Raw genomic sequence first — 20,909 nt, forward strand, 5'->3', positions numbered from 1 at the left:
TTTCGCAAGTTCGCAAGGTTCATATCAGACCGCTACCAGCACGACGGCGCCGATGACCAGCACGGCACCAGCAGCCATCGAGGCGGCGTACCAACGCAGTTGACCGGTCTCGGTACGGCTCAGGGCGGTGTGGCCGCCTTTGGCCATACGCGGGATCAGACCGATGGTCTGGTCCAGCGGGTCTTTGCGCAGGATGTGGTTGATCGCCAGGTAAGGCTTGACGAACAGTTTGTCGTAGATCCAGTCGAAGCCCCAGGCAGCGAACCACCAGGCCGAGAGGATACGGCCGATGCCGCTGTTGGCGATGGCGGTGACGAAGCGACGCTTGCCGAGGAACAGCAGCGCGGACAGCAGGATACCGGCCAGGGCAATGGCGCCCGAGGCGATTTCCAGGCTGTGCTTGGCTTCGCCGCCGGCATGGCCGACGCTTTGCGGCAGCACGCCGTGCAGCGGTGGAACGATCATCGCGCCGATGGCGGTGGACAATACGATCAGGACCGACAGTGGCAGCCAGTGGGCGATGCCGTGACCGGCGTGGGCTTCTGTCTTCGCTTCACCATGGAACGCGATGAAGATCAGGCGGAAGGTGTAGAGCGAGGTCATGAATGCGCCGACCAGACCTGCATAGAGCAGACCGTGGTTGCCGCTGGCGAACGCTTCCCAGAGGATTTCGTCCTTGGAGTAGAAACCTGCGGTCACCAGAGGCAGGGCCGCCAGGGCCGCGCCGCCGACGATGAAGCTGGCGTAGGCCAGTGGCAGTTTCTTCCACAGGCCGCCCATCTTGAAGATGTTCTGCTCGTGGTGGCAGGCAACGATTACCGAACCGGATGCAAGGAACAGCAGGGCCTTGAAGAAGGCGTGGGCCATCAGGTGGAAGATCGCGCCGTCCCAGGCACCAACGCCCAGCGCCAGGAACATGTAGCCGATCTGGCTCATGGTCGAGTAGGCAAGGATACGCTTGATGTCGGTCTGGACCAGGGCTGCAAAACCAGCCAGAACCAGGGTCACACCGCCAACGATGCCCACCAGGTGCAGGATTTCCGGCGCCAGGGTGAACAGGCCGTGGGTACGGGCGATCAGGTAGACACCGGCGGTTACCATGGTCGCGGCGTGGATCAGTGCCGAAACCGGAGTAGGACCGGCCATCGCGTCCGCCAGCCAGGTTTGCAGCGGCAGTTGCGCGGATTTACCGACAGCGCCGCCCAGCAGCATCAGGGTGGCCATGACCATCCAGAAGTCGCCGGCCTGGAATTTCTGCGGAGCCAGCACCAGCAGTTCCTGAATGTTCAGCGTGCCCAGTTGGGCAAACAGAATGAACAGGCCGATGGCCATGAACACGTCACCGATACGGGTCACGATGAAGGCCTTGAGTGCGGCGTTACCGTTGTTGCGGTTGCTGTAGTAGAAGCCGATCAACAGGTACGAGCACAGGCCCACGCCTTCCCAGCCGAAGTACACGAACAGCAGGTTATCGGCCAGGACCAGGAACAGCATGCTGGCGATAAACAGGTTGGTGTAGGCGAAGAAGCGCGAGTAGCCGTCTTCACCGCGCATGTACCAGGAGGCGAACAGGTGGATCAGGAAGCCGACGCCGACGACCACGCCGAGCATGGTCACCGACAGGCCGTCCAGATACAGGGTGAAGGTCGGCGTGAAGCCTTCCACCGCCATCCATTGCCACAGCACCTGGGTGTAGTGGCCGCCTTCCGGCGGAGCCACGTTGAATTGCCAGATCACATAAGCCGCGACGATCGCCGACAGGCCAATGGAGCCGACGCCGATCAGCGCCGAGAGGTTTTCCGAGAGGCGTCCCCGGGAGAACGCCAGCAGCACAAAACCGATCAGAGGGAACAGGAAAGTCAGATAGAGAAGGTTCATCCGCGCATCTCACTGGCAGCGTCGATATCGAGCGTGTGGAAGCGGCGATACAGTTGCAGCAGGATCGCCAGGCCAATACTGGCCTCGGCGGCTGCCAGGCTGATCACCAGGATGAACATGATCTGTCCATCCGGCTGCGCCCAGCGGCTACCGGCAACGATGAACGCCAGGGCGGAGGCATTCATCATGACCTCCAGGCTCATCAGCACGAAGAGAATGTTGCGGCGGACCATCAGGCCGACCAGACCGAGGCAGAACAGGATGCCGGCGACCGCCAGACCATGCTCCATAGGGATAGCAGGCATCGTCATTGCTCCTTGGCTTCGTTACGGCCCAGATGGAACGCCGTGACGGCTGCGGCAAGCAGCAGCATCGAGGCGAGTTCGACCACCAGCAGGTAAGGACCGAACAGGCTGATGCCCACGGCCTTGGCGTCTACGGTGGTGTGGCCGACGGCCTGGCCGCTATGGTGGGAGAACAGCACATACAGCAGTTCCACCAGCAGCAGCGCGGCGAGGAGGACCGGGCCGCCCCAGATACCGGGCTTGAGCCAGACACGCTCTTGCTGAACCGAGGCCGGGCCAAGGTTCAGCATCATCACCACGAACACGAACAGCACCATGATGGCGCCAGCGTAGGCGATCACTTCCAGTACACCGGCAAACGGTGCGCCGAGGGCGAAGAATGTCATCGCCACGGCGATCAGCGAAATGATCAGGTAGAGCAGGGCGTGCACAGGGTTGGTGTTGGTGATCACGCGGAGCGTGGACACCACAGCGATACCCGATGCGAAATAGAAAGCGAATTCCATCTTTCTTCCTTAAGGCAGCAAGCTCTTCACGTTGATCGGCTGGGCTTCATTCTGCGCGGAGCCTTTGGGCTTACCGGCAATCGCCATACCTGCAACACGATAGAAGTTGTAATCAGGGTTTTTGCCGGGGCCGGAGATCAGCAGATCTTCTTTCTCGTAAACCAGGTCCTGACGTTTGAACTCGGCCATTTCGAAATCCGGCGTCAGCTGGATCGCGGTGGTCGGGCAGGCTTCCTCGCAGAGGCCGCAAAAGATGCAGCGCGAGAAGTTGATGCGGAAGAAGTCCGGGTACCAGCGACCGTCTTCGGTTTCAGCTTTCTGCAGCGAGATGCAACCGACCGGGCACGCCACGGCACAAAGGTTGCAGGCTACGCAACGCTCTTCGCCGTCGGGGTCGCGGGTCAGCACGATCCGGCCACGGAAGCGTGGCGGCAGGTACACCGCCTCTTCCGGATATTGCAGCGTGTCGCGCTTGCGGAAGGCATGGCCGAAGATCATCACCAGGCTGCGAAGCTGGGTGAAGAAGCCATGCACGATGTCAAAAATGTACTTCATGATTCTCTATCCTCACTGAGCCGCGACGGCGGGCGTGTTGAGCAACACGATCGCAGCGGTCACCAGCATGTTGACGAGGGTCAGCGGCAGGCAGAACTTCCAGCTGAAATCCATCACTTGGTCATACCGTGGGCGCGGAATCGAGGCGCGCAGCAGGATGAAGAACATGATGAAGAACGCGGTTTTCAACGCGAACCAGATGAACGGGATCTGCGGCAGAATGCCGAACGGACCGTGCCAGCCACCGAAGAACAAGGTCACCAGCAGCGCCGAGATCAGCACGATGCCGATGTACTCGCCGACGAAGAACATGCCCCATTTCATGCCGGCGTATTCAATGTGGTAACCGTCGGCCAGTTCCTGTTCCGCTTCCGGCTGGTCGAACGGGTGACGGTGAGTCACGGCCACGCCAGCGATGAAGAAGGTCAGGAAACCGAAGATCTGCGGAATGACGAACCACATATTCTGCGCCTGGTATTCAACGATGTCGCGCATGTTGAACGAGCCGGCCTGGATCACGATGCCCATCAGCGACAGGCCCATGAACACTTCGTACGACACGGTTTGCGCCGAGGCCCGCAAGCTGCCCAGCAGGGCGAACTTGTTGTTGCTCGACCAACCGGCGAACAGCACCGCGTAGACCGACAGACCGGCCATGGCGAAGAAGAACAGGATGCCGATGTTGATGTCCGCGACACCCCAGGTCGGGGTGATCGGGATGATTGCGAAGGCAATCAGCAAGGCGCTCATGGCCACGACCGGTGCCAAAGTGAAGATCACTTTGTCGGCGAATGGCGGCGTCCAGTCTTCCTTGAAGAACATCTTGATCATGTCGGCCGCGATCTGGAACGCGCCGAACGGGCCGACGCGGTTCGGACCGTAACGGTCCTGCCAGAGGGCGAGCAAGCGACGCTCGACCCAACTGAGCAGGGCGCCGCAAACCACCACGGCGAGCAGAATCACCACGGCCTTGAGGACCGCGATGATCACGTCGATCACCTCAGGAGTGAACCAGGTCATTGAGCTGCCTCCTGCAGACCGTCAACGGATTTGCCAAAGATTGCTGGCGGAATGCCGGCGATGCCCGCAGGCAATGCCACCAGGCCTGCGCCCAGTTCTTCATTGATCCGCAGCGGCAGACGCAGGGTCTGGCCGGCCACGTTCAGGCTCAGCATGGCACCGTCGTTGACGCCCAGGCGGTCGGCTTCGGACTTGGCCAGTGCGACGTAGGCAGCCGGAATGCGTTCCTGAACCGGAGCGGCTTTCGAAGAGTTCTCTTCGCTGCCGAACAGGTGGAAGAACGGCACGACCTGCCAGGTGCCCTGGGCCGGGTTGAACGCACGCGGAACAGTGGCGAACCAGTTCAGCGAGTCACCGCTGGTTTCGATCAGGCGGGTGCCCGGGTCGCCAGCGCGGATGTGACCACCGACTTCATCCTGGAACTTGTTCCAGGCTTGCGGCGAGTTCCAGCCTGGAGACCAGGCGAATGGCACTTGCTGACGCGGTTCGGCCGAACCCGAGTAACCTTCCATGGAGAAGGCGAACGCGGTGTCCTTGTCCTGCGGGGTACGCGGTTCGTGCACGCTGATGTCGGCGCGCATGGCGGTACGACCGGAATAGCGCAGCGGTTCACGGGCCAGTTTCATGCCCTTGATGCGGAACGCGGCGGACGGTGCGGCGTCGACAATGCGGTTCAGGACCGGTGTGCTGGAAGCGACAGCGGCGGTGGCGTGGTCCAGCTGGGTCCAGTCGATCGGCTGGTTCAGCAGGGTGGCGCGCAGGGCATGCAGCCAGCGCCAGCCTTCGTGAACCAGGATGCTCGCGTCCAGGTACTTCGGATCGAAAACCTGGAAGAAGCGCTGGGCGCGGCCTTCCTGGCTGACCAGGGTGCCGTCGCCTTCAGCGAAGCTGGCGGCTGGCAGAACCAGGTGCGCGCGATCGCTGGTGGCAGTCTTCTGGTGGTCGGCGACGATCAGCACTTTGGCGGCGGTCAGGGCAGCATCGACACGGGCCTTGTCGGTACGGGTGTACAGATCGTTTTCCAGCACGACGATGGCGTCGGCTTTACCGTCGATCACGGCTTGCAGCGCGGCGTCGACCGATTCGCCACCGAGCATGGCCAGGCCGAGGCTGTTGGCCTCTGGCACGATCAGGCTGATGGAACCGTTCTTCTCGCGCAGCTTCAACGCTTTGGCGATGTTCGCGGCGGCTTCGATCAGGGCTTTGGAGCCCAGGGAAGTACCGGCGATGATCAGTGGACGCTTGGCCGCGAGCAGGGCGTCGGCAATGCGCTTGGCCAGCTCGAGGGCTTCGGCGTCCAGGCCTTCAACGGCCGGTGCGCTGGCGTCGAGGGCGTGAGCCACTGCGAAACCGATGCGGGCCAGGTCGTCTGGAGCTGCGTGAACGCACTCTTCGGCGATGTCGTCGAGCTTGGTTTCAGCCAGGCTGGCGATGAACAGCGGGTTCAGCGCGTGCTGGCCGATGTTCTTAACGGCGGCGTCGAGCCAAGGCTGGACGCGCATGGCGTCGGCCATGTCTTCGGCCTTGCCCTTGACCGATTGACGCAGGGACAGGGCCATGCGCGCAGCTGTCTGGGTCAGGTCTTCACCGAGGACGAACACGGCGTCGTGGTCTTCGATGTCGCGCATGTTCGGCACTGGCAGCGGGCTGTCTTTAAGCACTTGCAGGACCAGGCGGATGCGCTCCAGTTCGGCGGCTTCGATACCCGAGTAGAAGTGCTCCGCACCGACCAGTTCGCGCAACGCGTAGTTGCTTTCGAGGCTGGCGCGAGGCGAGCCGATACCGACGATGTTGCGACCGCGCAGCAAATCAGCAGCTTTATCCAGCGCGTCGTCGAGGCTCAGCTTGGTGCCATTGGCCAGCAGCGGCTGACGTGGACGGTCTTCGCGGTTGACGTAGCCATAGCCGAAACGGCCACGGTCACACAGGAAGTACTGGTTCACCGAACCGTTGAAACGGTTTTCGATGCGACGCAGTTCGCCGTAACGTTCGCCCGGGGAGATGTTGCAACCGCTGGAGCAGCCATGGCAGATGCTCGGCGAGAACTGCATGTCCCACTTGCGGTTGTAGCGCTCGGAGTGAGTCTTGTCGGTGAACACACCGGTCGGGCAGACCTCGGTGAGGTTGCCGGAGAACTCGCTTTCCAGGGTGCCGTCTTCAACGCGACCGAAGTACACGTTGTCGTGGACGCCGAACACACCGAGATCGGTGCCGCCGGCGTAGTCCTTGTAGAAGCGCACGCAGCGGTAGCAAGCGATGCAGCGGTTCATTTCGTGGGAAATGAACGGGCCCAGTTGCTGGTTCTGGTGGGTACGCTTGGTGAAGCGGTAACGGCGCTCGTTGTGGCCGGTCATTACCGTCATGTCTTGCAGGTGGCAGTGACCGCCTTCCTCACAGACCGGGCAGTCGTGAGGGTGGTTGGTCATCAGCCATTCGACAACACTGGCGCGGAACGCCTTGGACTCTTCATCTTCGATGGAGATCCAGGTGTTGTCGGTGGCAGGGGTCATGCAGGACATGACGATGCGACCACGGGTGTCGTTCTCGTCGGTGTACTGCTTGACCGCGCACTGGCGGCAAGCGCCAACGCTGCCAAGGGCAGGGTGCCAGCAGAAATAAGGGATATCGAGGCCTAGCGACAGACATGCCTGTAACAGGTTGTCTGCCCCATCGACTTCGAGCTCTTTGCCGTCTACGTGGATAGTGGCCATGGTTCAAAGTTCTTCGTTGGCCCGGTGTCAGCGGGCGTGGCTAATGGAATCTTGTTATCCGCGTGAATCAACACAGCCGCTTACGGCGTCATCACACGAAAAGCGAAGGGCACGGACCCTTCGCCTGTTTTAAGCGTTTACGCGCCGACTACGATCGGCCTTGCCAGAGGCGGGACGGCGGCGCTGACAGGCGCGATACCGGCTTCGAACTCATGGCGGAAGTATTTGATTGCGCTGCCCAATGGCTCCACGGCGCCCGGTGCGTGAGCACAGAAGGTCTTGCCTGGGCCGAGGAAACCGACCAGACCCAGCAGGGTCTCGATGTCGCCTGGCTGGCCTTCACCGTTCTCGATGGCCATCAGGAGCTTGACGCTCCATGGCAAGCCATCACGGCACGGGGTGCAGAAGCCGCAGGATTCGCGGGCGAAGAACTGCTCCATGTTGCGCAGCAGGGACACCATGTTGACGCTGTCGTCCACCGCCATGGCCAGGCCGGTACCCATACGGGTGCCCACTTTGGCGATGCCGCCGGCATACATTTGTGCGTCCAGGTGTTCCGGCAACAGGAAGCCGGTACCGGCGCCGCCAGGCTGCCAGGCCTTGAGCTTGTAACCGTCGCGCATGCCACCGGCGTAGTCTTCGAACAGCTCGCGACCGGTGACGCCGAACGGCAACTCCCACAGGCCCGGGTTCTTGACCTTGCCGGAGAAGCCCATGAGCTTGGTGCCCATGTCTTCGCTGCCTTCGCGAGCCAACGATTTGTACCAGTCCACGCCGTCGGCAATGATCGCCGGCACGTTGCACAGGGTCTCGACGTTGTTCACGCAAGTCGGCTTGCCCCACACGCCTACGGCGGCAGGGAAGGGCGGCTTGGAGCGCGGGTTGGCACGGCGGCCTTCGAGGGAGTTGATCAGTGCGGTTTCTTCACCGCAGATATAACGCCCGGCACCGGTATGGACGAACAGCTCGAAATCGAAACCGCTGCCCAGGATGTTCTTGCCCAAAAGGCCCGCTGCCTTGGCTTCTTCCACGGCACGGTTCAAGTGCTTGGCGGCGGTGGTGTACTCGCCACGCAGGAAGATGTAGCCGCGGTAGGTTTTCAGTGCGCGGGCACTGATCAGCATGCCTTCGATCAGCAGATGGGGCAGTTGCTCCATCAGCATGCGGTCTTTCCAGGTGTTGGGCTCCATTTCATCCGCATTGCACAGCAGGTAGCGGATGTTGATGGATTCGTCCTTGGGCATCAGGCCCCACTTCACGCCAGTGGGGAAGCCTGCACCGCCGCGACCCTTGAGGCCGGAGTCTTTCACGGTCTGGACGATGTCGTCCTGGGCCATGTCGGCGAAGGCCTTGCGCGCAGCGGCGTAACCGTTCTTGGCCTGGTATTCGTCGAGCCAGACGGCTTCGCCGTCGTCACGCAGACGCCAGGTGAGCGGGTGAGTCTCGGCCGAACGCTTGATGCGGTTGGCTGGACCGAAGGAAGTCAGGGTCATACGTAGCCCTCGAGCAATTTGGCAACGCCGGCAGGCTGCACATCACCGAAAGTGTCGTCGTCGATCATCAACGCCGGCGCCTTGTCGCAGTTGCCGAGGCAGCAGACCGGCAGCAGGGTGAAACGACCGTCGGTGGTGGTCTGGCCCAGGCCGATGCCCAGTTTGCTCTGGATTTCGCTGACCACGGACTCGTGGCCGCCGATGTAGCAGACCATGCTGTCGCAGACGCGAATGATGTGACGGCCGACCGGCTGACGGAAGATCTGGCTATAGAACGTCGCCACACCTTCAACATCGCTGGCCGGGATGCCGAGGATCTCGCCGATGGCGTACAAGGCGCCGTCCGGCACCCAGCCACGTTCCTTCTGGACGATCTTCAGGGCTTCGATCGACGCCGCGCGCGGGTCTTCGTAGTGATGCAGCTCGTGCTCGATGGCCGAGCGCTCGGTTTCACTCAAGGTGAAACGGTCTGTCTGGATAAGCGTGCTGTTCATGCTTAGCGGTCCACGTCGGCCATAACGAAATCGATACTACCCAGGTACGCAATCAAGTCCGCGACCATGCTGCCTTTGATCACCGAAGGGATCTGCTGCAGGTGCGGGAAGCTTGGGGTACGAATCCGGGTGCGGTAGCTCATGGTGCCGCCATCGCTCGTCAGGTAATAACTGTTGATGCCCTTGGTCGCTTCGATCATCTGGAAGGATTCGTTGGCCGGCATGACCGGGCCCCACGAAACCTGCAGGAAGTGCGTGATCAAGGTTTCGATGTGCTGCAGCGTGCGCTCTTTCGGCGGCGGCGTGGTCAGCGGGTGATCCGCCTTGTACGGGCCTTCCGGCATGTTGCGCAGGCACTGGTCGATGATCCTGATGCTCTGGCGCATCTCCTCGACACGCACGATGCAGCGGTCGTAGGCATCGCCGTTGGCGGCCAGCGGCACTTCGAATTCGAAGTTCTCGTAGCCCGAGTACGGGCGCGCTTTACGCAGGTCGAAGTCGCAACCGGTCGAACGCAGGCCGGCACCGGTGACGCCCCATTCCAGGGCCTCTTTGGTGTTGTAGTCGGCGACGCCGATGGTCCGGCCACGCAGGATGCTGTTGTCCAGTGCGGCTTTCTGGTATTCGTCCAGACGCTTTGGCATCCACTCGACGAAATCCTTGACCAGTTTTTCCCAACCGCGCGGCAGGTCGTGGGCGACGCCACCGATGCGGTACCAGGCCGGGTGCAGGCGGAAACCGGTAATGGCTTCGATCACCGTGTACGCGCGCTGGCGGTCGGTGAAGGTGAAGAACACCGGGGTCATGGCGCCGACGTCCTGGATGTAGGTACCCAGGAACAGCAGGTGGCTGGTGATCCGGAAGAACTCGGCCATCATGATGCGGATGACGTCGACCTTCTCCGGCACCTTGATGCCGGCCAGCTTCTCGACCGAGAGCACGTACGGCAGGTTGTTCATCACGCCGCCGAGGTAGTCGATACGGTCGGTGTACGGGATGAAGCTGTGCCAGGACTGACGCTCGGCCATCTTCTCGGCACCACGGTGGTGGTAACCGACGTCCGGTACGCAGTCGACGATCTCTTCGCCGTCCAGCTGCAGGATGATACGGAACGCACCGTGGGCGGACGGGTGGTTCGGGCCGAGGTTGAGGAACATGTAGTCCTCGTTCGGGCCGGAACGCTTCATGCCCCAGTCTTCCGGCTTGAAGCGCGCAGACTCTTCCTCGAGCTGTTGCTTGGCCAGGTTCAGGGTGAACGGGTCGAACTCGGTGGCGCGCGCCGGGAAGTCCTTGCGCAGCGGGTGACCTTCCCAGGTCGGCGGCATCATGATGCGCGACAGGTGAGGGTGGCCTTTGAAGTCGATGCCGAACATGTCCCAGACTTCACGCTCGTACCAGTTGGCGTTCGGCCAGATGCTGGTGACGGTCGGCAGGCTGAGGTCGCTTTCGGACAAGGCGACCTTGATCATTACGTCACTATTACGTTCGATCGACATCAAGTGATAGAACACGGAGAAGTCGACGCCGTTCGGCAGCCCTTGACGCTTGGTGCGCAGACGCTCGTCCACGCCGTGCAGGTCATAGAGCATGACGTACGGCTTGGGCAGGTTACGCAGGAAAGTCAGGACTTCGACGAGTTTGGCGCGGGCAACCCAAAGCACCGGCATGCCGGTGCGGGTAGGCTGGGCGGTGAACGCCTCCGGGCCAAAACGGTTGTTCAGTTCGACGACCACATCCTGGTCGTCTGCCTTGTAAGGCGGGATGTACAGAGCACTGCCTGTAGTCATGGTTATTTATCGCTTTCGGTCAACGTAAAGAATGAAGCCAGCTTCTCGTTTCTTTGAAACAGCAGATCTGGATCAGACTTCGTCGGGGCTGCGCAGGTTGGTTACCTGAATACGCTGTTCGCGGCGCTTTTCCTTTTCGGATGGCATCTCGGCGCGGTACACGCCTTGATCACCAACGACCCAGGAAAGTGGGCGACGCTCCTGGCCAATCGACTCCTGCAACAGCATCAAGCCTTGCAGGAAAGCTTCAGGGCGGGGCGGGCAGCCAGGCACGTAGACGTCAACGGGCAGGAACTTGTCCACCCCTTGAACGACGGAGTAGATGTCGTACATGCCACCGGAGTTGGCGCACGAACCCATGGAGATGACCCATTTAGGCTCGAGCATTTGCTCGTAGAGACGCTGGATGATCGGCGCCATCTTGATGAAGCAGGTACCGGCGATAACCATGAAATCCGCCTGGCGCGGCGATGCCCGGATAACCTCGGCGCCAAAGCGCGCGATGTCGTGGGGCGCCGTGAAGGCGGTGGTCATTTCCACGTAGCAGCACGAAAGACCGAAGTTATACGGCCACAGGGAGTTCTTGCGCCCCCAGTTGATCGTGCCGTTAAGCACGTCTTCGAGCTTGCCCATGAAAATGTTTTTGTGGACTTGATCTTCTAACGGATCGGAAACGGTTTCCCGCTGGCCAATCGGATATTGCTCGTTAGGAGCATCGGGGTCGATCCTGGTGAGATTGTATTGCATTGCCAAAGCCTCATTGTTTCAGCTTCGCTTGCCGCTTGCGCCGAGCTTCCGGAGCCCAGTCAAGGGCGCCCACTCGGAATAGGTAGACAAGGCCTGCCAACAGAATTGCTATGAAAACGAGAGCTTCGACGAATCCGGTCCAGCCGCTTTCGCGGACGGACACAGACCATGCAAAGAGAAAGAGGGCTTCGATATCGAAGATCACGAAGAGCATCGCGACCAGATAGAATTTGGCTGAGAGCCGCAAGCGGGCGCCACCTGTAGGTAGCATGCCGGACTCGAACGGTTCGTTTTTGCTGCGGCCCCAGGCTTTTGACCCAAGGAGGCTGGAGACGCCCAGCATGAAGGCACAGAGGCCGACGACGCCTAGAAGGAAAATGGCAAAGCCCCAGTTATGGGCCATGAGTCCTGTCGCTTCGGGCATGCTGGTAATCCTTAACAGAGAGCAAAGGTCTCTGAGCTTGAAAAGAAACAAAAGCAGTGACGATATGTCGCAGCAATCAATCCAGCTGATTTTATGGCTAAACACCCGGCAAGTAAAATTCCTATAGCGAAATTATTTATAGGAATAAGGACATAGCGAGCCATAAAGGCCCCGCAGCCCATGCGTTACGGGCATTAGCCGGCATTTCGTCAATTATGTTTTGTAGGGAATGTAACGAACATAGTTGCAGCTAAATGATAATCAATATTATTTGGCTTGGTTTTTAAACTGCTTGTCCTTCAGATGTTCGGGAAGTTGTCTTATATGGGCGTTAATGCAAGTAGCGACGGTGAGCGTTTTAGCGGATTTTTCTGACAGTGATAGCGCTCTGGATCAATGATTTGCTACAAGCACCTCTGTCCCCCTGTGGGAGCGGGCTTGCTCGCGAATGCGGTTCATCATTGAGTATTGATGTCGACTGATCCGACGCTTTCGCGAGCAAGCCCGCTCCCACAGGGTTATTGCAGTGTTTGTTGAATTGCAGGCAAAAAAAACGCCCCGAACCAGTCGGGGCGTCAGATGTGCAGCGCTGCGGTTAGCTTTCTATTCGGCCCGCGGCGGCTGATGTCTCAGGCGAAGCAGATCAGTGGAACTGTTCTTCTTCGGTCGAACCGGTCAGCGCGGTTACCGAAGACGAGCCACCCTGGATCACGGTGGTCATGTCGTCGAAGTAGCCGGTGCCCACTTCCTGCTGGTGAGCCACGAAGGTGTAACCCTTGGCGGCGTCGGCAAATTCCTGCTCTTGCAGCTTCACGTAGGCAGTCATGTCGTTGCGGGCGTAGTCGTGCGCCAGGTTGAACATGCTGTGCCACATGTTGTGAATGCCGGCCAGGGTGATGAACTGGTGCTTGTAGCCCATGGCGGACAGTTCGCGCTGGAACTTGGCGATGGTCGCGTCGTCCAGGTTTTTCTTCCAGTTGAAGGAAGGCGAGCAGTTGTACGACAGCAGTTGGTCCGGGTATTCCTTCTTGATCGCTTCAGCGAAGCGACGAGCCTCGTCCAGGTCTGGCTTGGCGGTTTCGCACCAGATCAGGTCGGCGTACGGAGCGTAGGCCAGGCCGCGAGCGATTGCCTGGTCCAGGCCGGCGCGCACTTTGTAGAAACCTTCCTGGGTACGTTCGCCAGTCACGAATGGCTGGTCGTACGGGTCGCAGTCGGACGTCAGCAGGTCAGCGGCGTTAGCGTCGGTACGGGCCAGGATGATGGTCGGAGTACCGGCAACGTCGGCAGCCAGGCGAGCGGCAGTCAGCTTCTGTACGGCTTCCTGGGTAGGAACCAGTACCTTGCCGCCCATGTGGCCGCATTTTTTCACGGAAGCCAGCTGGTCTTCGAAGTGAACGCCGGCGGCGCCTGCTTCGATCATGCTCTTCATCAGTTCGTAAGCGTTCAGTACGCCGCCGAAACCGGCTTCGGCGTCAGCCACGATTGGCGCGAAGTAGTCGATGTAGCCAGCGTCGCCCGGGTTCTTGCCGGCTTTCCACTGGATCTGGTCGGCACGACGGAACGAGTTGTTGATGCGCTTGACCACGGTTGGAACCGAGTCCACCGGGTACAGCGACTGGTCCGGGTACATCGATTCGGCGGAGTTGTTGTCCGCAGCAACCTGCCAGCCCGACAGGTAGATCGCCTGGATGCCGGCCTTGACTTGTTGTACAGCCTGGCCGCCGGTCAGGGCGCCCATGCAGTTGACGAAATCTTTCTCGGGACGGAAGGCTGGCTTGGCACCCTGGGTCACCAGGTTCCACAGCTTCTCGGCGCCCATTTTTGCAAAGGTGTGCTCAGGTTGAACCGAGCCACGCAGGCGGACGACGTCAGCAGCGGAGTAAGTGCGTGTCACGCCTTTCCAGCGCGGGTTTTCAGCCCAGTCTTTTTCGAGGGCTGCAATTTGCTGTTCGCGTGTCAGTGCCATGGGAGATAAACCTCGTCGCGTCTTTATGAAAAGTTGTTCTGCGGTGGAAAATTCCTGCGCTCGCTGACCAGAAGCTTGAGCGGTCAAGTCGGATTCGGCGGGGAGGGCGACGGGATGAACGATCGGCTCGAGGGGAAGTGAGCAGGTAAAGGCGAACTGCGGGCGCATTCGGGCGTCGTGGGCCTTGGTGCGAACATCAGTGTGGTGCCGGGTTACCTATTACGCTTCCGTCCCTCGGGACAACTTCGTTCCAGTCGACAACCTCGTCAAACACACCTTGTGGGCGGTACAGACACGAAGCGGTTCGCGGGGTAGGTGCGAACATCGCCTCGAAGGCCCTTGCCAGGGCCTCTGATTAGCGGGAGCGAGGCCATCATGCCTTCGCTTTTTTGGCTCGTCAAACGTTTTGTAGTGCTTTTTTCAAGGCACTACATCTTTGGTCTAATACGACTCGTCAGTCAGTTTTTGGTGCTTTAGTCCAGGGTGTCGACTTTCACCCGCAAAGTCATGTCATTGCGGCTCTGGGTCGAGTAGCTGCGGGTCTGGCCCTGTTTGTCGGCCTGGGTCTGGCCGTTGACCCCGGCCAGCAGGATCCACTCACCGAGGTGGCCGGTGACGGTTGTGTCGGTGCTTTGTACGTTCACTACATCGGGACGTTCCTGGCTCATGCGGTCACGGTTGGTACTGATCGACAGGTGAACGATGTCGCCGGTGACGTTTGCCGTGACGTAAAAGCCCTGGGTGACGTTGCGGTATTCAGTCTGGCTGCGCAGATCGCCGTAGGAATCGGTCTGCGCGCTGGTCAGCGGCACGCTCTGGCCGACCTGGATCAGCGCCGGTGCGCCTTCGCTGGCCTGCACTTGCTGGATACCGCCGTCGCGGCTATCGGTGCTGTAGTTGATGATGCGGGTCTGGCCTGGCTTGGCGCCGTTCACCGAATAACCCTGGTCGCCCTGGAAGTTGTTGTCGCTGGTGTCGACGGTGATCAGCAGGCGCTTGGGTGCGGTGTCTAGTTGCGAAAGCAGGGCTTTAAGTTCGTCGATCTTGCGCTGATCGGCGTTGACAATGAGTTGATTGCCGTAGGCGCTGACCTGTCCGTCCTTGCCGATGAAATCCTGCGCCACCGGTAGGAGGTCGGCGCTGGTGCGGTAGCTCAGGGGCACGATTTCGGTGGCCGCCATGACCGAAAAACTGCAGGCCACCAGCAGGGTGCTGAGCAGGGTGCGTAGGGACATATCCGTTATCTCCGCCTTCGTGATTTGTGTAGGAGCGAGCAAGCTCGCTCCTACAGGTGCATGTGTTGATATTGCCAGTTTGTCGGCCTGTAGTGGCGCAAGTTGAATCCTGGACAGCAAAACGCCCCGGTATCCGAAGATAGCGAGGCGTTTTGTGGTGTTCTTCAGGGCCCCTTCGCGGGCAAGCCCGCTCCCACAGGTTTTGCGCGATCCTTGTGGGAACGGGCTTGCCCGCGATGGGGGCTGCCCGGTCTCAGGCCGAATGCCGAACCATGTCCACGTGCGGAATCCCGGCTTCCAGGAATTCCTCACTGACCATGTGAAAGCCCAGGCGCTCATAGAACGCTGTGGCCTGGACTTGAGCGCTGAGCATCTGCTGCTTGAGTCCGCGCTCTTCGGCTTCACCGATGACCGCTTGCATCAGTGCATCGCCGACTTTCAGGCCGCGCCAGTCCTTGAGTACCGACACCCGGCCGACGTGTCCATCGGGCAGCAGGCGGGCGGTGCCTATCGGAAAGTCGCCTTCGTAAGCGAGGAAATGCACTGCATCAATGTCATCGGCGTCCCATTCCAGTTCTGGCGGAACGGATTGCTCGGCGACGAACACCGTCTCACGAATGCGCCGGATCTCGGCGTTGTCCTTCTGCCAGTCTGCGACACGTACGTGAATCTTATTCATCGGCAAACCCCAGGCTTCCTTGCTTGACCAGTTCGCACAGCAGGCCGCGACCGTCTTCGTCGCTCAGCCAGTCGCCAAGGTTGTCGGCGTGCAGCGCGTCGGCGGCGCAGATCATCTTCAGCAGTTCGCGCAGTTTGCCAGGCAGGTAACGGCTCTGGCCGCTGGCGAACAGCAGCAGGTCGTCATCGACTTCAGACCACGCCAGGCGTGCGCTCGGGTTGCGAATCAGGATCGCGCCTTGCTCCAGGGCGGACATGAAGTCTTCTTCTTCAACGTCCTCCGGGCCCACCACCAGTTCCGGGTAGCGTGGCTCGGTCATGAACTGGCCGAACCAGGTCAGCAGCAGGCGCTCGTCGCTCATGTGCTCGGCCAGCAGGCCTTTGAGGCGGTCGAGTGCGTCGCGCTGGATCTGGTGAGGATCGGCAGTCGGTAAGGCGTCGGCGTCGGTGTAGCGTTCTTCGTCCGACAGGAACTGGCTGAGGAAGTCGGTGAAGTGGGTCAGCACTTCAGCGGCGCTCGGTGCGCGAAAGCCCACCGAGTAGGTCATGCATTCATCGACGGCAACGCCGCAATGGGCCAGGCGCGGTGGCAGGTAGAGCATGTCGCCCGGTTCCAGCACCCATTCATCGGTGGCTTCGAATTCGGAGAGAATGCGCAGGTCGGCGTGAGCCAGCATCGGGCTCTCGGTGTTGCACATCTGGCCGATCTTCCAGTTGCGCTTGCCGTGGCCTTGCAGCAGGAACACGTCGTAGTTGTCGAAGTGCGGACCAACGCTGCCACCTGGCGCGGCGTAGCTGATCATCACGTCGTCGATGCGCCAGCTCGGCAGAAAACGGAAATTTTCCAGCAGTTCGCTGACTTCCGGGACGAACTGATCCACGGCTTGAACCAGCAGGGTCCAGTCGGTTTCAGGCAGCTTGCTGAATTCATCTTCGGCGAACGGGCCGCGACGCAGTTCCCACGGGCGCTCGCCATTCTCGATGATCAGGCGCGATTCGACTTCTTCTTCCAGCGCCAGGCCGGCCAGTTCGTCGGCGTCGATCGGGCTTTCGAAATCAGGAATCGCCTGACGGATCAACAGCGGCTTTTTCTGCCAGTAGTCGCGCAGGAATTCCCGTGCCGTGATGCCGCCCAGAAGTTGAAGAGGAATATCAGGATTCATGTGTAACCTATTGAAAAAATGCACTTTTCAGACGGGAATAAAAACGCCCGGCGCGGCCGGGCGTCTTAAAAGGGTCTAGCGGTCGATCAGATGCGCTTGGCTTGTTCTACAGCGTTACCGATGTAGTTCGCCGGGGTGAGCAATTTCAGCTCGGCCTTGGCGGCGGCTGGCATGTCCAGGCCGTCGATGAAAGTCTGCAGCGCTTGCGGGCTGATGCCCTTGCCGCGGGTCAGTTCTTTCAGCTTTTCGTACGGGTTTTCGATGTTGTAGCGACGCATCACGGTCTGGATCGGTTCGGCCAATACTTCCCAGCAGGCGTCCAGGTCAGCGGCAATCTTCTGCTCGTTGAGTTCAAGCTTGCTGATGCCCTTGAGGCTGGCTTCGTACGCGATCACGCTGTGGGCGAAGCCGACACCGAGGTTGCGCAGTACGGTGGAGTCGGTCAGGTCGCGCTGCCAGCGGGAGATCGGCAGTTTGCTCGCCAGGTGCTGAAACAGTGCGTTGGCGATACCCAGGTTGCCTTCGGAGTTTTCGAAGTCGATCGGGTTGACCTTGTGCGGCATGGTCGACGAACCGATTTCACCAGCGATGGTGCGCTGCTTGAAATAACCCAGGGAGATGTAGCCCCAGATGTCGCGGTCGAAGTCGATCAGGATGGTGTTGAAGCGGGCAATCGCGTCGAACAGTTCGGCAATGTAGTCGTGGGGCTCGATCTGCGTGGTGTACGGGTTGAAGCCCAGGCCCAGCTCGTCTTCGATGAAGGCGCGGGCGTTGGCTTCCCAGTCGATCTCAGGGTAGGCCGACAGGTGGGCGTTGTAGTTGCCCACGGCGCCGTTGATCTTGCCCAGCAGCGGAACGGCAGCGACTTGAGCGATCTGGCGCTCCAGACGGTAAACCACGTTCGCCAGTTCTTTGCCCAGGGTGGTCGGCGAGGCCGGCTGACCGTGGGTGCGCGACAGCATCGGCACGTCGGCGAAACGGATGGCCAGTTCGCGGATGGCGTTGGCGGTCTGGCGCATCAGCGGCAGCATCACATCATCACGGCCTTCGCGCAGCATCAGGGCGTGGGACAGGTTGTTGATGTCCTCGCTGGTGCAGGCAAAGTGGATGAACTCGCTGACCTTGGCCAGTTCCGGCAGTTTGGCCGCTTGCTCTTTGAGCAGGTATTCGATGGCTTTGACGTCGTGGTTGGTGGTGCGTTCGATCTCTTTGACGCGCTCGGCGTGCTCCAGAGAGAAGTTTTCCGCCAGGGTGTTGAGCACAGCGTTGGCTTCGGCGGAGAACGCCGGCACTTCACTGATGGCAGGGTGAGCGGCCAGGCGCTGGAGCCAGCGCACTTCAACCAGAACGCGGGCACGGATCAGGCCGTACTCGCTGAAAATTGGGCGCAGGGCCTGGGTTTTGCCGGCGTAGCGGCCGTCAACAGGGGAAACCGCAGTGAGCGAAGAAAGCTGCATGGGGTGTTCTCGGACAGTCGGGCAACGAAATGGGGCGCGTATCATACATGAAAAAATCCGCCGGTCCGTCGCCAACTGACCGGCGTATTACGCGTATTGCTGAGTTCTGTTCTGTCGATGCGGGTTATTCGTTACGCATCAAGGGGTAAAGCTCTTTGAGCAATTTGCGGCGGCTGATCACCAGCTGCCAGCGATGACCGCCCAATTGCCGCCAAAGGCGCGCCGAACGAATGCCGGCCAGCAGCAGGGCGCGGATTTTCGAGGCGTTGCTCGGTTGTTGCAGGTTGCGCATGTCGCCGTGCACCTGGATGCGTTGGCGCAGAGTGCTCAGGGTGTCCTGATACAGCGCGCCGCAGGCGGCGACCACGTTTTCGTGGGCCGGGCCGAAGTGTTCGACCTGGGACTGAATCTGCGGCAGGCGTTTGCCGATCACGTCGAGCATGTCGTTGCGCTTGGCCAGCTGACGCTCAAGGCCGAGCATCGCCAGGGCATAGCGCAGCGGCTCGCGCTGCAGGGCGCTCGGGTCGCGTTCGAGGGCGCCGATCAGCGCACGGTAGCCTTCACGCAGGTTGATGTCGTCGCCGCCATAGACTTCCAGGGTGTCCTTGGGGTCGCGGATCAGCAGGCTGCCGAGCATGCAGGTCAGGCCGGCTTCGTTGGTCTGGCCGGTCTTGGCGATCCTGTCCACCAGCACCGCGGCGAGAAACACGCCGCCCAGTGCCGTCAGTTGCTCCTGGATCGGGTTCATAGGGCCTGGCCCTTGCTCGTCCACGGCTCGGCGACTTCAATCACGCCGCCGCCGAGGCAGATTTCACCGTCGTAGAACACCACGGACTGGCCTGGAGTGACCGCGCGTTGCGGATCATCGAAGGTCGCGCGATAACCGGTGGCGGTTTTTTCCAGGGTGCACGGCTGGTCGCTCTGGCGATAACGAACCTTGGCGGTCAGCTTGCGCGGCTGGCTCAGGTCGATCGGGTTGACCCAGTAGATATCGGAAGCGAGCAGGGCGCGGGAGAACAGCCACGGGTGATCATTGCCCTGGCCAACGATCAGCTCGTTGTGTTCCAGGTCCTTGATCAGCACGTACCACGGCTCGTCACCGGCATCTTTCAGACCGCCAATGCCCAGGCCCTGGCGCTGGCCGATGGTGTGGTACATCAGGCCGTGGTGGCGGCCGATGATTTCACCTTCGGTGGTCTTGATCTCGCCCGGTTGCGCCGGCAGGTACTGCTTGAGGAAGTCGCTGAAGCGGCGCTCGCCGATAAAGCAGATCCCGGTGGAGTCCTTTTTCTTCGCGGTCGCCAGCTCGTATTTCTCGGCAATGGCGCGCACTTGCGGTTTCTCCAGTTCGCCGACCGGGAACAGGGTCTTGGCGATCTGTTCGCCACCAACGGCGTGCAGGAAGTAGCTCTGGTCCTTGTTCGGGTCCAGACCCTTGAGAAGTTCGGTGCGGCCATCGATGTCGCGGCGACGCACGTAGTGGCCGGTGGCGATCAGATCGGCGCCCAGCATCATGGCGTAGTCGAGGAACGCCTTGAACTTGATCTCGCGGTTGCACAGGATGTCCGGGTTCGGCGTGCGTCCGGCCTTGTATTCGGCCAGGAAATGCTCGAACACGTTGTCCCAGTACTCGGCGGCGAAGTTGGCGGTGTGCAGCTTGATGCCAATCTTGTCGCACACGGCCTGGGCGTCCGCCAGGTCATCCATGGCGGTGCAGTATTCCGTTCCATCGTCTTCTTCCCAGTTCTTCATGAACAGGCCTTCCACCTCATAACCCTGCTCGATCAGCAGGAGGGCGGAAACGGAAGAGTCCACGCCGCCGGACATGCCGACAATGACGCGCTTCTTTTGTGTGTCAGAAGGGGCTGGATCACGCATAGGGATTCAATGAGTGTCTTGAAAAAGGACGCGATTCTATCAGGCTGGAGCCTGCATGGCTAAAGAGAAGGACGGATCAATTCGAGGTCGAAGTGTTGGCCTGTCAGATAGTCGTCGATGCAACGGATGATCAGCTCGCTGCGCCAGTTGTCGCGCTGCTCGATTAATTCCTCGCGGGTCAACCACTTGGCGCCGACGATGCCGTCGTCCAGTTGATAGTCCGCGTGGTGTTTCAGTGGTTTTGCGATGAAGCAGACCCGCTGGTAGGTCACGCCGTTGCTCGGGGCGGTATACAGGTAAATGCCCAGTACGCCGGTGGGTTCGACGTCCCAGCCGGTTTCCTCGAGGGTTTCGCGCACGGCGGCTTCGGTCAGGGTTTCGTTCGGGTCCAGATGACCGGCGGGCTGGTTGAGCACCGTTCGTCCGTGTTTCGATTCTTCGACCATCAGGAAGCGACCGTTGTCTTCGACGATGGTGGCGACGGTGATATGGGGTTTCCAGTCCATGAAAGTACCTCGATTTAGAGTGGGGTGTAGCAGCTGCCGAGCACCGCGAGGCTGCGTTCGGCGGCGAAGCCGTCGTAAACCTTGAGCGCACGATCTGCCTGAC

The 20,909-nt window shown here is 60.6% G+C and carries 19 protein-coding genes; all 19 read right to left on the bottom strand.

Features of this window, described 5'->3' with window-relative positions; genetic code table 11:
- Nucleotides 1-24 precede the first annotated feature (24 nt).
- Entirely contained in the window at nt 25-1,878 is a 1,854-nt protein-coding gene (gene nuoL, locus AC07W4_RS13780) for an NADH-quinone oxidoreductase subunit L (RefSeq protein ID WP_495032809.1), read from the bottom strand.
- Nucleotides 1,875-2,183 carry an NADH-quinone oxidoreductase subunit NuoK gene (gene nuoK, locus AC07W4_RS13785; RefSeq protein ID WP_007946416.1) on the bottom strand — a complete coding sequence of 103 codons (309 nt, stop codon included), beginning with the start codon at nt 2,181-2,183 and terminating at the stop codon, nt 1,875-1,877. Before nuoK ends, nuoL begins: the two co-directional genes overlap by 4 nt.
- 2 nt (nt 2,184-2,185) lie before the next feature.
- On the bottom strand, nt 2,186-2,689 hold the full coding sequence (nuoJ, locus tag AC07W4_RS13790; RefSeq protein ID WP_007981266.1) for an NADH-quinone oxidoreductase subunit J: 504 nt from the start codon (nt 2,687-2,689) through the stop codon (nt 2,186-2,188).
- Nucleotides 2,690-2,698: 9 nt separating this feature from the next.
- Nucleotides 2,699-3,244: an NADH-quinone oxidoreductase subunit NuoI gene (gene nuoI, locus AC07W4_RS13795; RefSeq protein ID WP_007905075.1), complete on the bottom strand. Its 546-nt coding sequence runs from the start codon at nt 3,242-3,244 to the stop codon at nt 2,699-2,701.
- A gap of 12 nt (nt 3,245-3,256) precedes the next feature.
- On the bottom strand, nt 3,257-4,264 hold the full coding sequence (gene nuoH, locus AC07W4_RS13800; protein WP_008053443.1) for an NADH-quinone oxidoreductase subunit NuoH: 1,008 nt from the start codon (nt 4,262-4,264) through the stop codon (nt 3,257-3,259).
- A complete protein-coding gene (gene nuoG, locus AC07W4_RS13805) occupies nt 4,261-6,975 on the bottom strand; it encodes an NADH-quinone oxidoreductase subunit NuoG (RefSeq protein ID WP_495032810.1) in 2,715 nt (904 codons plus the stop codon). The genes nuoH and nuoG overlap by 4 nt, the downstream gene beginning before the upstream one ends.
- Before the next feature lie 137 nt (nt 6,976-7,112).
- A complete protein-coding gene (nuoF, locus tag AC07W4_RS13810; RefSeq protein WP_057714158.1) occupies nt 7,113-8,468 on the bottom strand; it encodes an NADH-quinone oxidoreductase subunit NuoF in 1,356 nt (451 codons plus the stop codon).
- Nucleotides 8,465-8,962 carry an NADH-quinone oxidoreductase subunit NuoE gene (nuoE, locus tag AC07W4_RS13815; protein WP_008053447.1) on the bottom strand — a complete coding sequence of 166 codons (498 nt, stop codon included), beginning with the start codon at nt 8,960-8,962 and terminating at the stop codon, nt 8,465-8,467. Before nuoE ends, nuoF begins: the two co-directional genes overlap by 4 nt.
- Before the next feature lie 2 nt (nt 8,963-8,964).
- Entirely contained in the window at nt 8,965-10,749 is a 1,785-nt protein-coding gene (gene nuoC / locus AC07W4_RS13820) for an NADH-quinone oxidoreductase subunit C/D (protein ID WP_007981273.1), read from the bottom strand.
- Between the two features lie 72 nt (nt 10,750-10,821).
- Entirely contained in the window at nt 10,822-11,496 is a 675-nt protein-coding gene (locus AC07W4_RS13825; protein ID WP_007970441.1) for a NuoB/complex I 20 kDa subunit family protein, read from the bottom strand.
- Nucleotides 11,497-11,506: 10 nt separating this feature from the next.
- Nucleotides 11,507-11,920: an NADH-quinone oxidoreductase subunit A gene (locus AC07W4_RS13830; protein WP_003223812.1), complete on the bottom strand. Its 414-nt coding sequence runs from the start codon at nt 11,918-11,920 to the stop codon at nt 11,507-11,509.
- Nucleotides 11,921-12,563: 643 nt separating this feature from the next.
- Nucleotides 12,564-13,889, bottom strand: coding sequence for an isocitrate lyase (aceA, locus tag AC07W4_RS13835; RefSeq protein ID WP_007970439.1), 1,326 nt, complete (start codon nt 13,887-13,889; stop codon nt 12,564-12,566).
- Between the two features lie 473 nt (nt 13,890-14,362).
- The gene (locus tag AC07W4_RS13840) at nt 14,363-15,124 is read right to left on the bottom strand and encodes a secretin N-terminal domain-containing protein (protein WP_495032811.1); all 762 of its coding nucleotides are present in this window, start codon (nt 15,122-15,124) and stop codon (nt 14,363-14,365) included.
- A 253-nt stretch (nt 15,125-15,377) separates the two neighbouring features.
- Complete coding sequence (locus AC07W4_RS13845) at nt 15,378-15,803, bottom strand: GNAT family N-acetyltransferase (RefSeq protein WP_032829897.1); 426 nt, start codon at nt 15,801-15,803, stop codon at nt 15,378-15,380.
- On the bottom strand, nt 15,796-16,965 hold the full coding sequence (locus AC07W4_RS13850; RefSeq protein ID WP_008053451.1) for a ribosomal protein uL16 3-hydroxylase: 1,170 nt from the start codon (nt 16,963-16,965) through the stop codon (nt 15,796-15,798). The genes AC07W4_RS13845 and AC07W4_RS13850 overlap by 8 nt, the downstream gene beginning before the upstream one ends.
- Nucleotides 16,966-17,051: 86 nt before the next feature.
- The gene (gene purB / locus AC07W4_RS13855) at nt 17,052-18,422 is read right to left on the bottom strand and encodes an adenylosuccinate lyase (protein ID WP_008053453.1); all 1,371 of its coding nucleotides are present in this window, start codon (nt 18,420-18,422) and stop codon (nt 17,052-17,054) included.
- A 124-nt stretch (nt 18,423-18,546) separates the two neighbouring features.
- Complete coding sequence (gene hflD / locus AC07W4_RS13860; protein WP_008053455.1) at nt 18,547-19,170, bottom strand: high frequency lysogenization protein HflD; 624 nt, start codon at nt 19,168-19,170, stop codon at nt 18,547-18,549.
- A complete protein-coding gene (gene mnmA / locus AC07W4_RS13865; RefSeq protein ID WP_008053456.1) occupies nt 19,167-20,300 on the bottom strand; it encodes a tRNA 2-thiouridine(34) synthase MnmA in 1,134 nt (377 codons plus the stop codon). The genes hflD and mnmA overlap by 4 nt, the downstream gene beginning before the upstream one ends.
- A 59-nt stretch (nt 20,301-20,359) precedes the next feature.
- On the bottom strand, nt 20,360-20,806 hold the full coding sequence (locus tag AC07W4_RS13870) for an NUDIX hydrolase (RefSeq protein WP_495032812.1): 447 nt from the start codon (nt 20,804-20,806) through the stop codon (nt 20,360-20,362).
- Between the last annotated feature and the right edge of the window lie 103 nt (nt 20,807-20,909).

This window comes from Pseudomonas sp. GW821-FHT02A08 (genome assembly GCF_059422045.1).

What these genes read in the sequence shown, in the direction of transcription:
- nuoL (WP_495032809.1), bottom strand. Translation starts at nt 1,878, where the DNA reads ATGAACCTTCTCTATCTGACTTTCCTGTTCCCTCTGATCGGTTTTGTG.
- nuoK (WP_007946416.1), bottom strand. Translation starts at nt 2,183, where the DNA reads ATGCCTGCTATCCCTATGGAGCATGGTCTGGCGGTCGCCGGCATCCTG.
- nuoJ (WP_007981266.1), bottom strand. Translation starts at nt 2,689, where the DNA reads ATGGAATTCGCTTTCTATTTCGCATCGGGTATCGCTGTGGTGTCCACG.
- nuoI (WP_007905075.1), bottom strand. Translation starts at nt 3,244, where the DNA reads ATGAAGTACATTTTTGACATCGTGCATGGCTTCTTCACCCAGCTTCGC.
- nuoH (WP_008053443.1), bottom strand. Translation starts at nt 4,264, where the DNA reads ATGACCTGGTTCACTCCTGAGGTGATCGACGTGATCATCGCGGTCCTC.
- nuoG (WP_495032810.1), bottom strand. Translation starts at nt 6,975, where the DNA reads ATGGCCACTATCCACGTAGACGGCAAAGAGCTCGAAGTCGATGGGGCA.
- nuoF (WP_057714158.1), bottom strand. Translation starts at nt 8,468, where the DNA reads ATGACCCTGACTTCCTTCGGTCCAGCCAACCGCATCAAGCGTTCGGCC.
- nuoE (WP_008053447.1), bottom strand. Translation starts at nt 8,962, where the DNA reads ATGAACAGCACGCTTATCCAGACAGACCGTTTCACCTTGAGTGAAACC.
- nuoC (WP_007981273.1), bottom strand. Translation starts at nt 10,749, where the DNA reads ATGACTACAGGCAGTGCTCTGTACATCCCGCCTTACAAGGCAGACGAC.
- AC07W4_RS13825 (WP_007970441.1), bottom strand. Translation starts at nt 11,496, where the DNA reads ATGCAATACAATCTCACCAGGATCGACCCCGATGCTCCTAACGAGCAA.
- AC07W4_RS13830 (WP_003223812.1), bottom strand. Translation starts at nt 11,920, where the DNA reads ATGCCCGAAGCGACAGGACTCATGGCCCATAACTGGGGCTTTGCCATT.
- aceA (WP_007970439.1), bottom strand. Translation starts at nt 13,889, where the DNA reads ATGGCACTGACACGCGAACAGCAAATTGCAGCCCTCGAAAAAGACTGG.
- AC07W4_RS13840 (WP_495032811.1), bottom strand. Translation starts at nt 15,124, where the DNA reads ATGTCCCTACGCACCCTGCTCAGCACCCTGCTGGTGGCCTGCAGTTTT.
- AC07W4_RS13845 (WP_032829897.1), bottom strand. Translation starts at nt 15,803, where the DNA reads ATGAATAAGATTCACGTACGTGTCGCAGACTGGCAGAAGGACAACGCC.
- AC07W4_RS13850 (WP_008053451.1), bottom strand. Translation starts at nt 16,965, where the DNA reads ATGAATCCTGATATTCCTCTTCAACTTCTGGGCGGCATCACGGCACGG.
- purB (WP_008053453.1), bottom strand. Translation starts at nt 18,422, where the DNA reads ATGCAGCTTTCTTCGCTCACTGCGGTTTCCCCTGTTGACGGCCGCTAC.
- hflD (WP_008053455.1), bottom strand. Translation starts at nt 19,170, where the DNA reads ATGAACCCGATCCAGGAGCAACTGACGGCACTGGGCGGCGTGTTTCTC.
- mnmA (WP_008053456.1), bottom strand. Translation starts at nt 20,300, where the DNA reads ATGCGTGATCCAGCCCCTTCTGACACACAAAAGAAGCGCGTCATTGTC.
- AC07W4_RS13870 (WP_495032812.1), bottom strand. Translation starts at nt 20,806, where the DNA reads ATGGACTGGAAACCCCATATCACCGTCGCCACCATCGTCGAAGACAAC.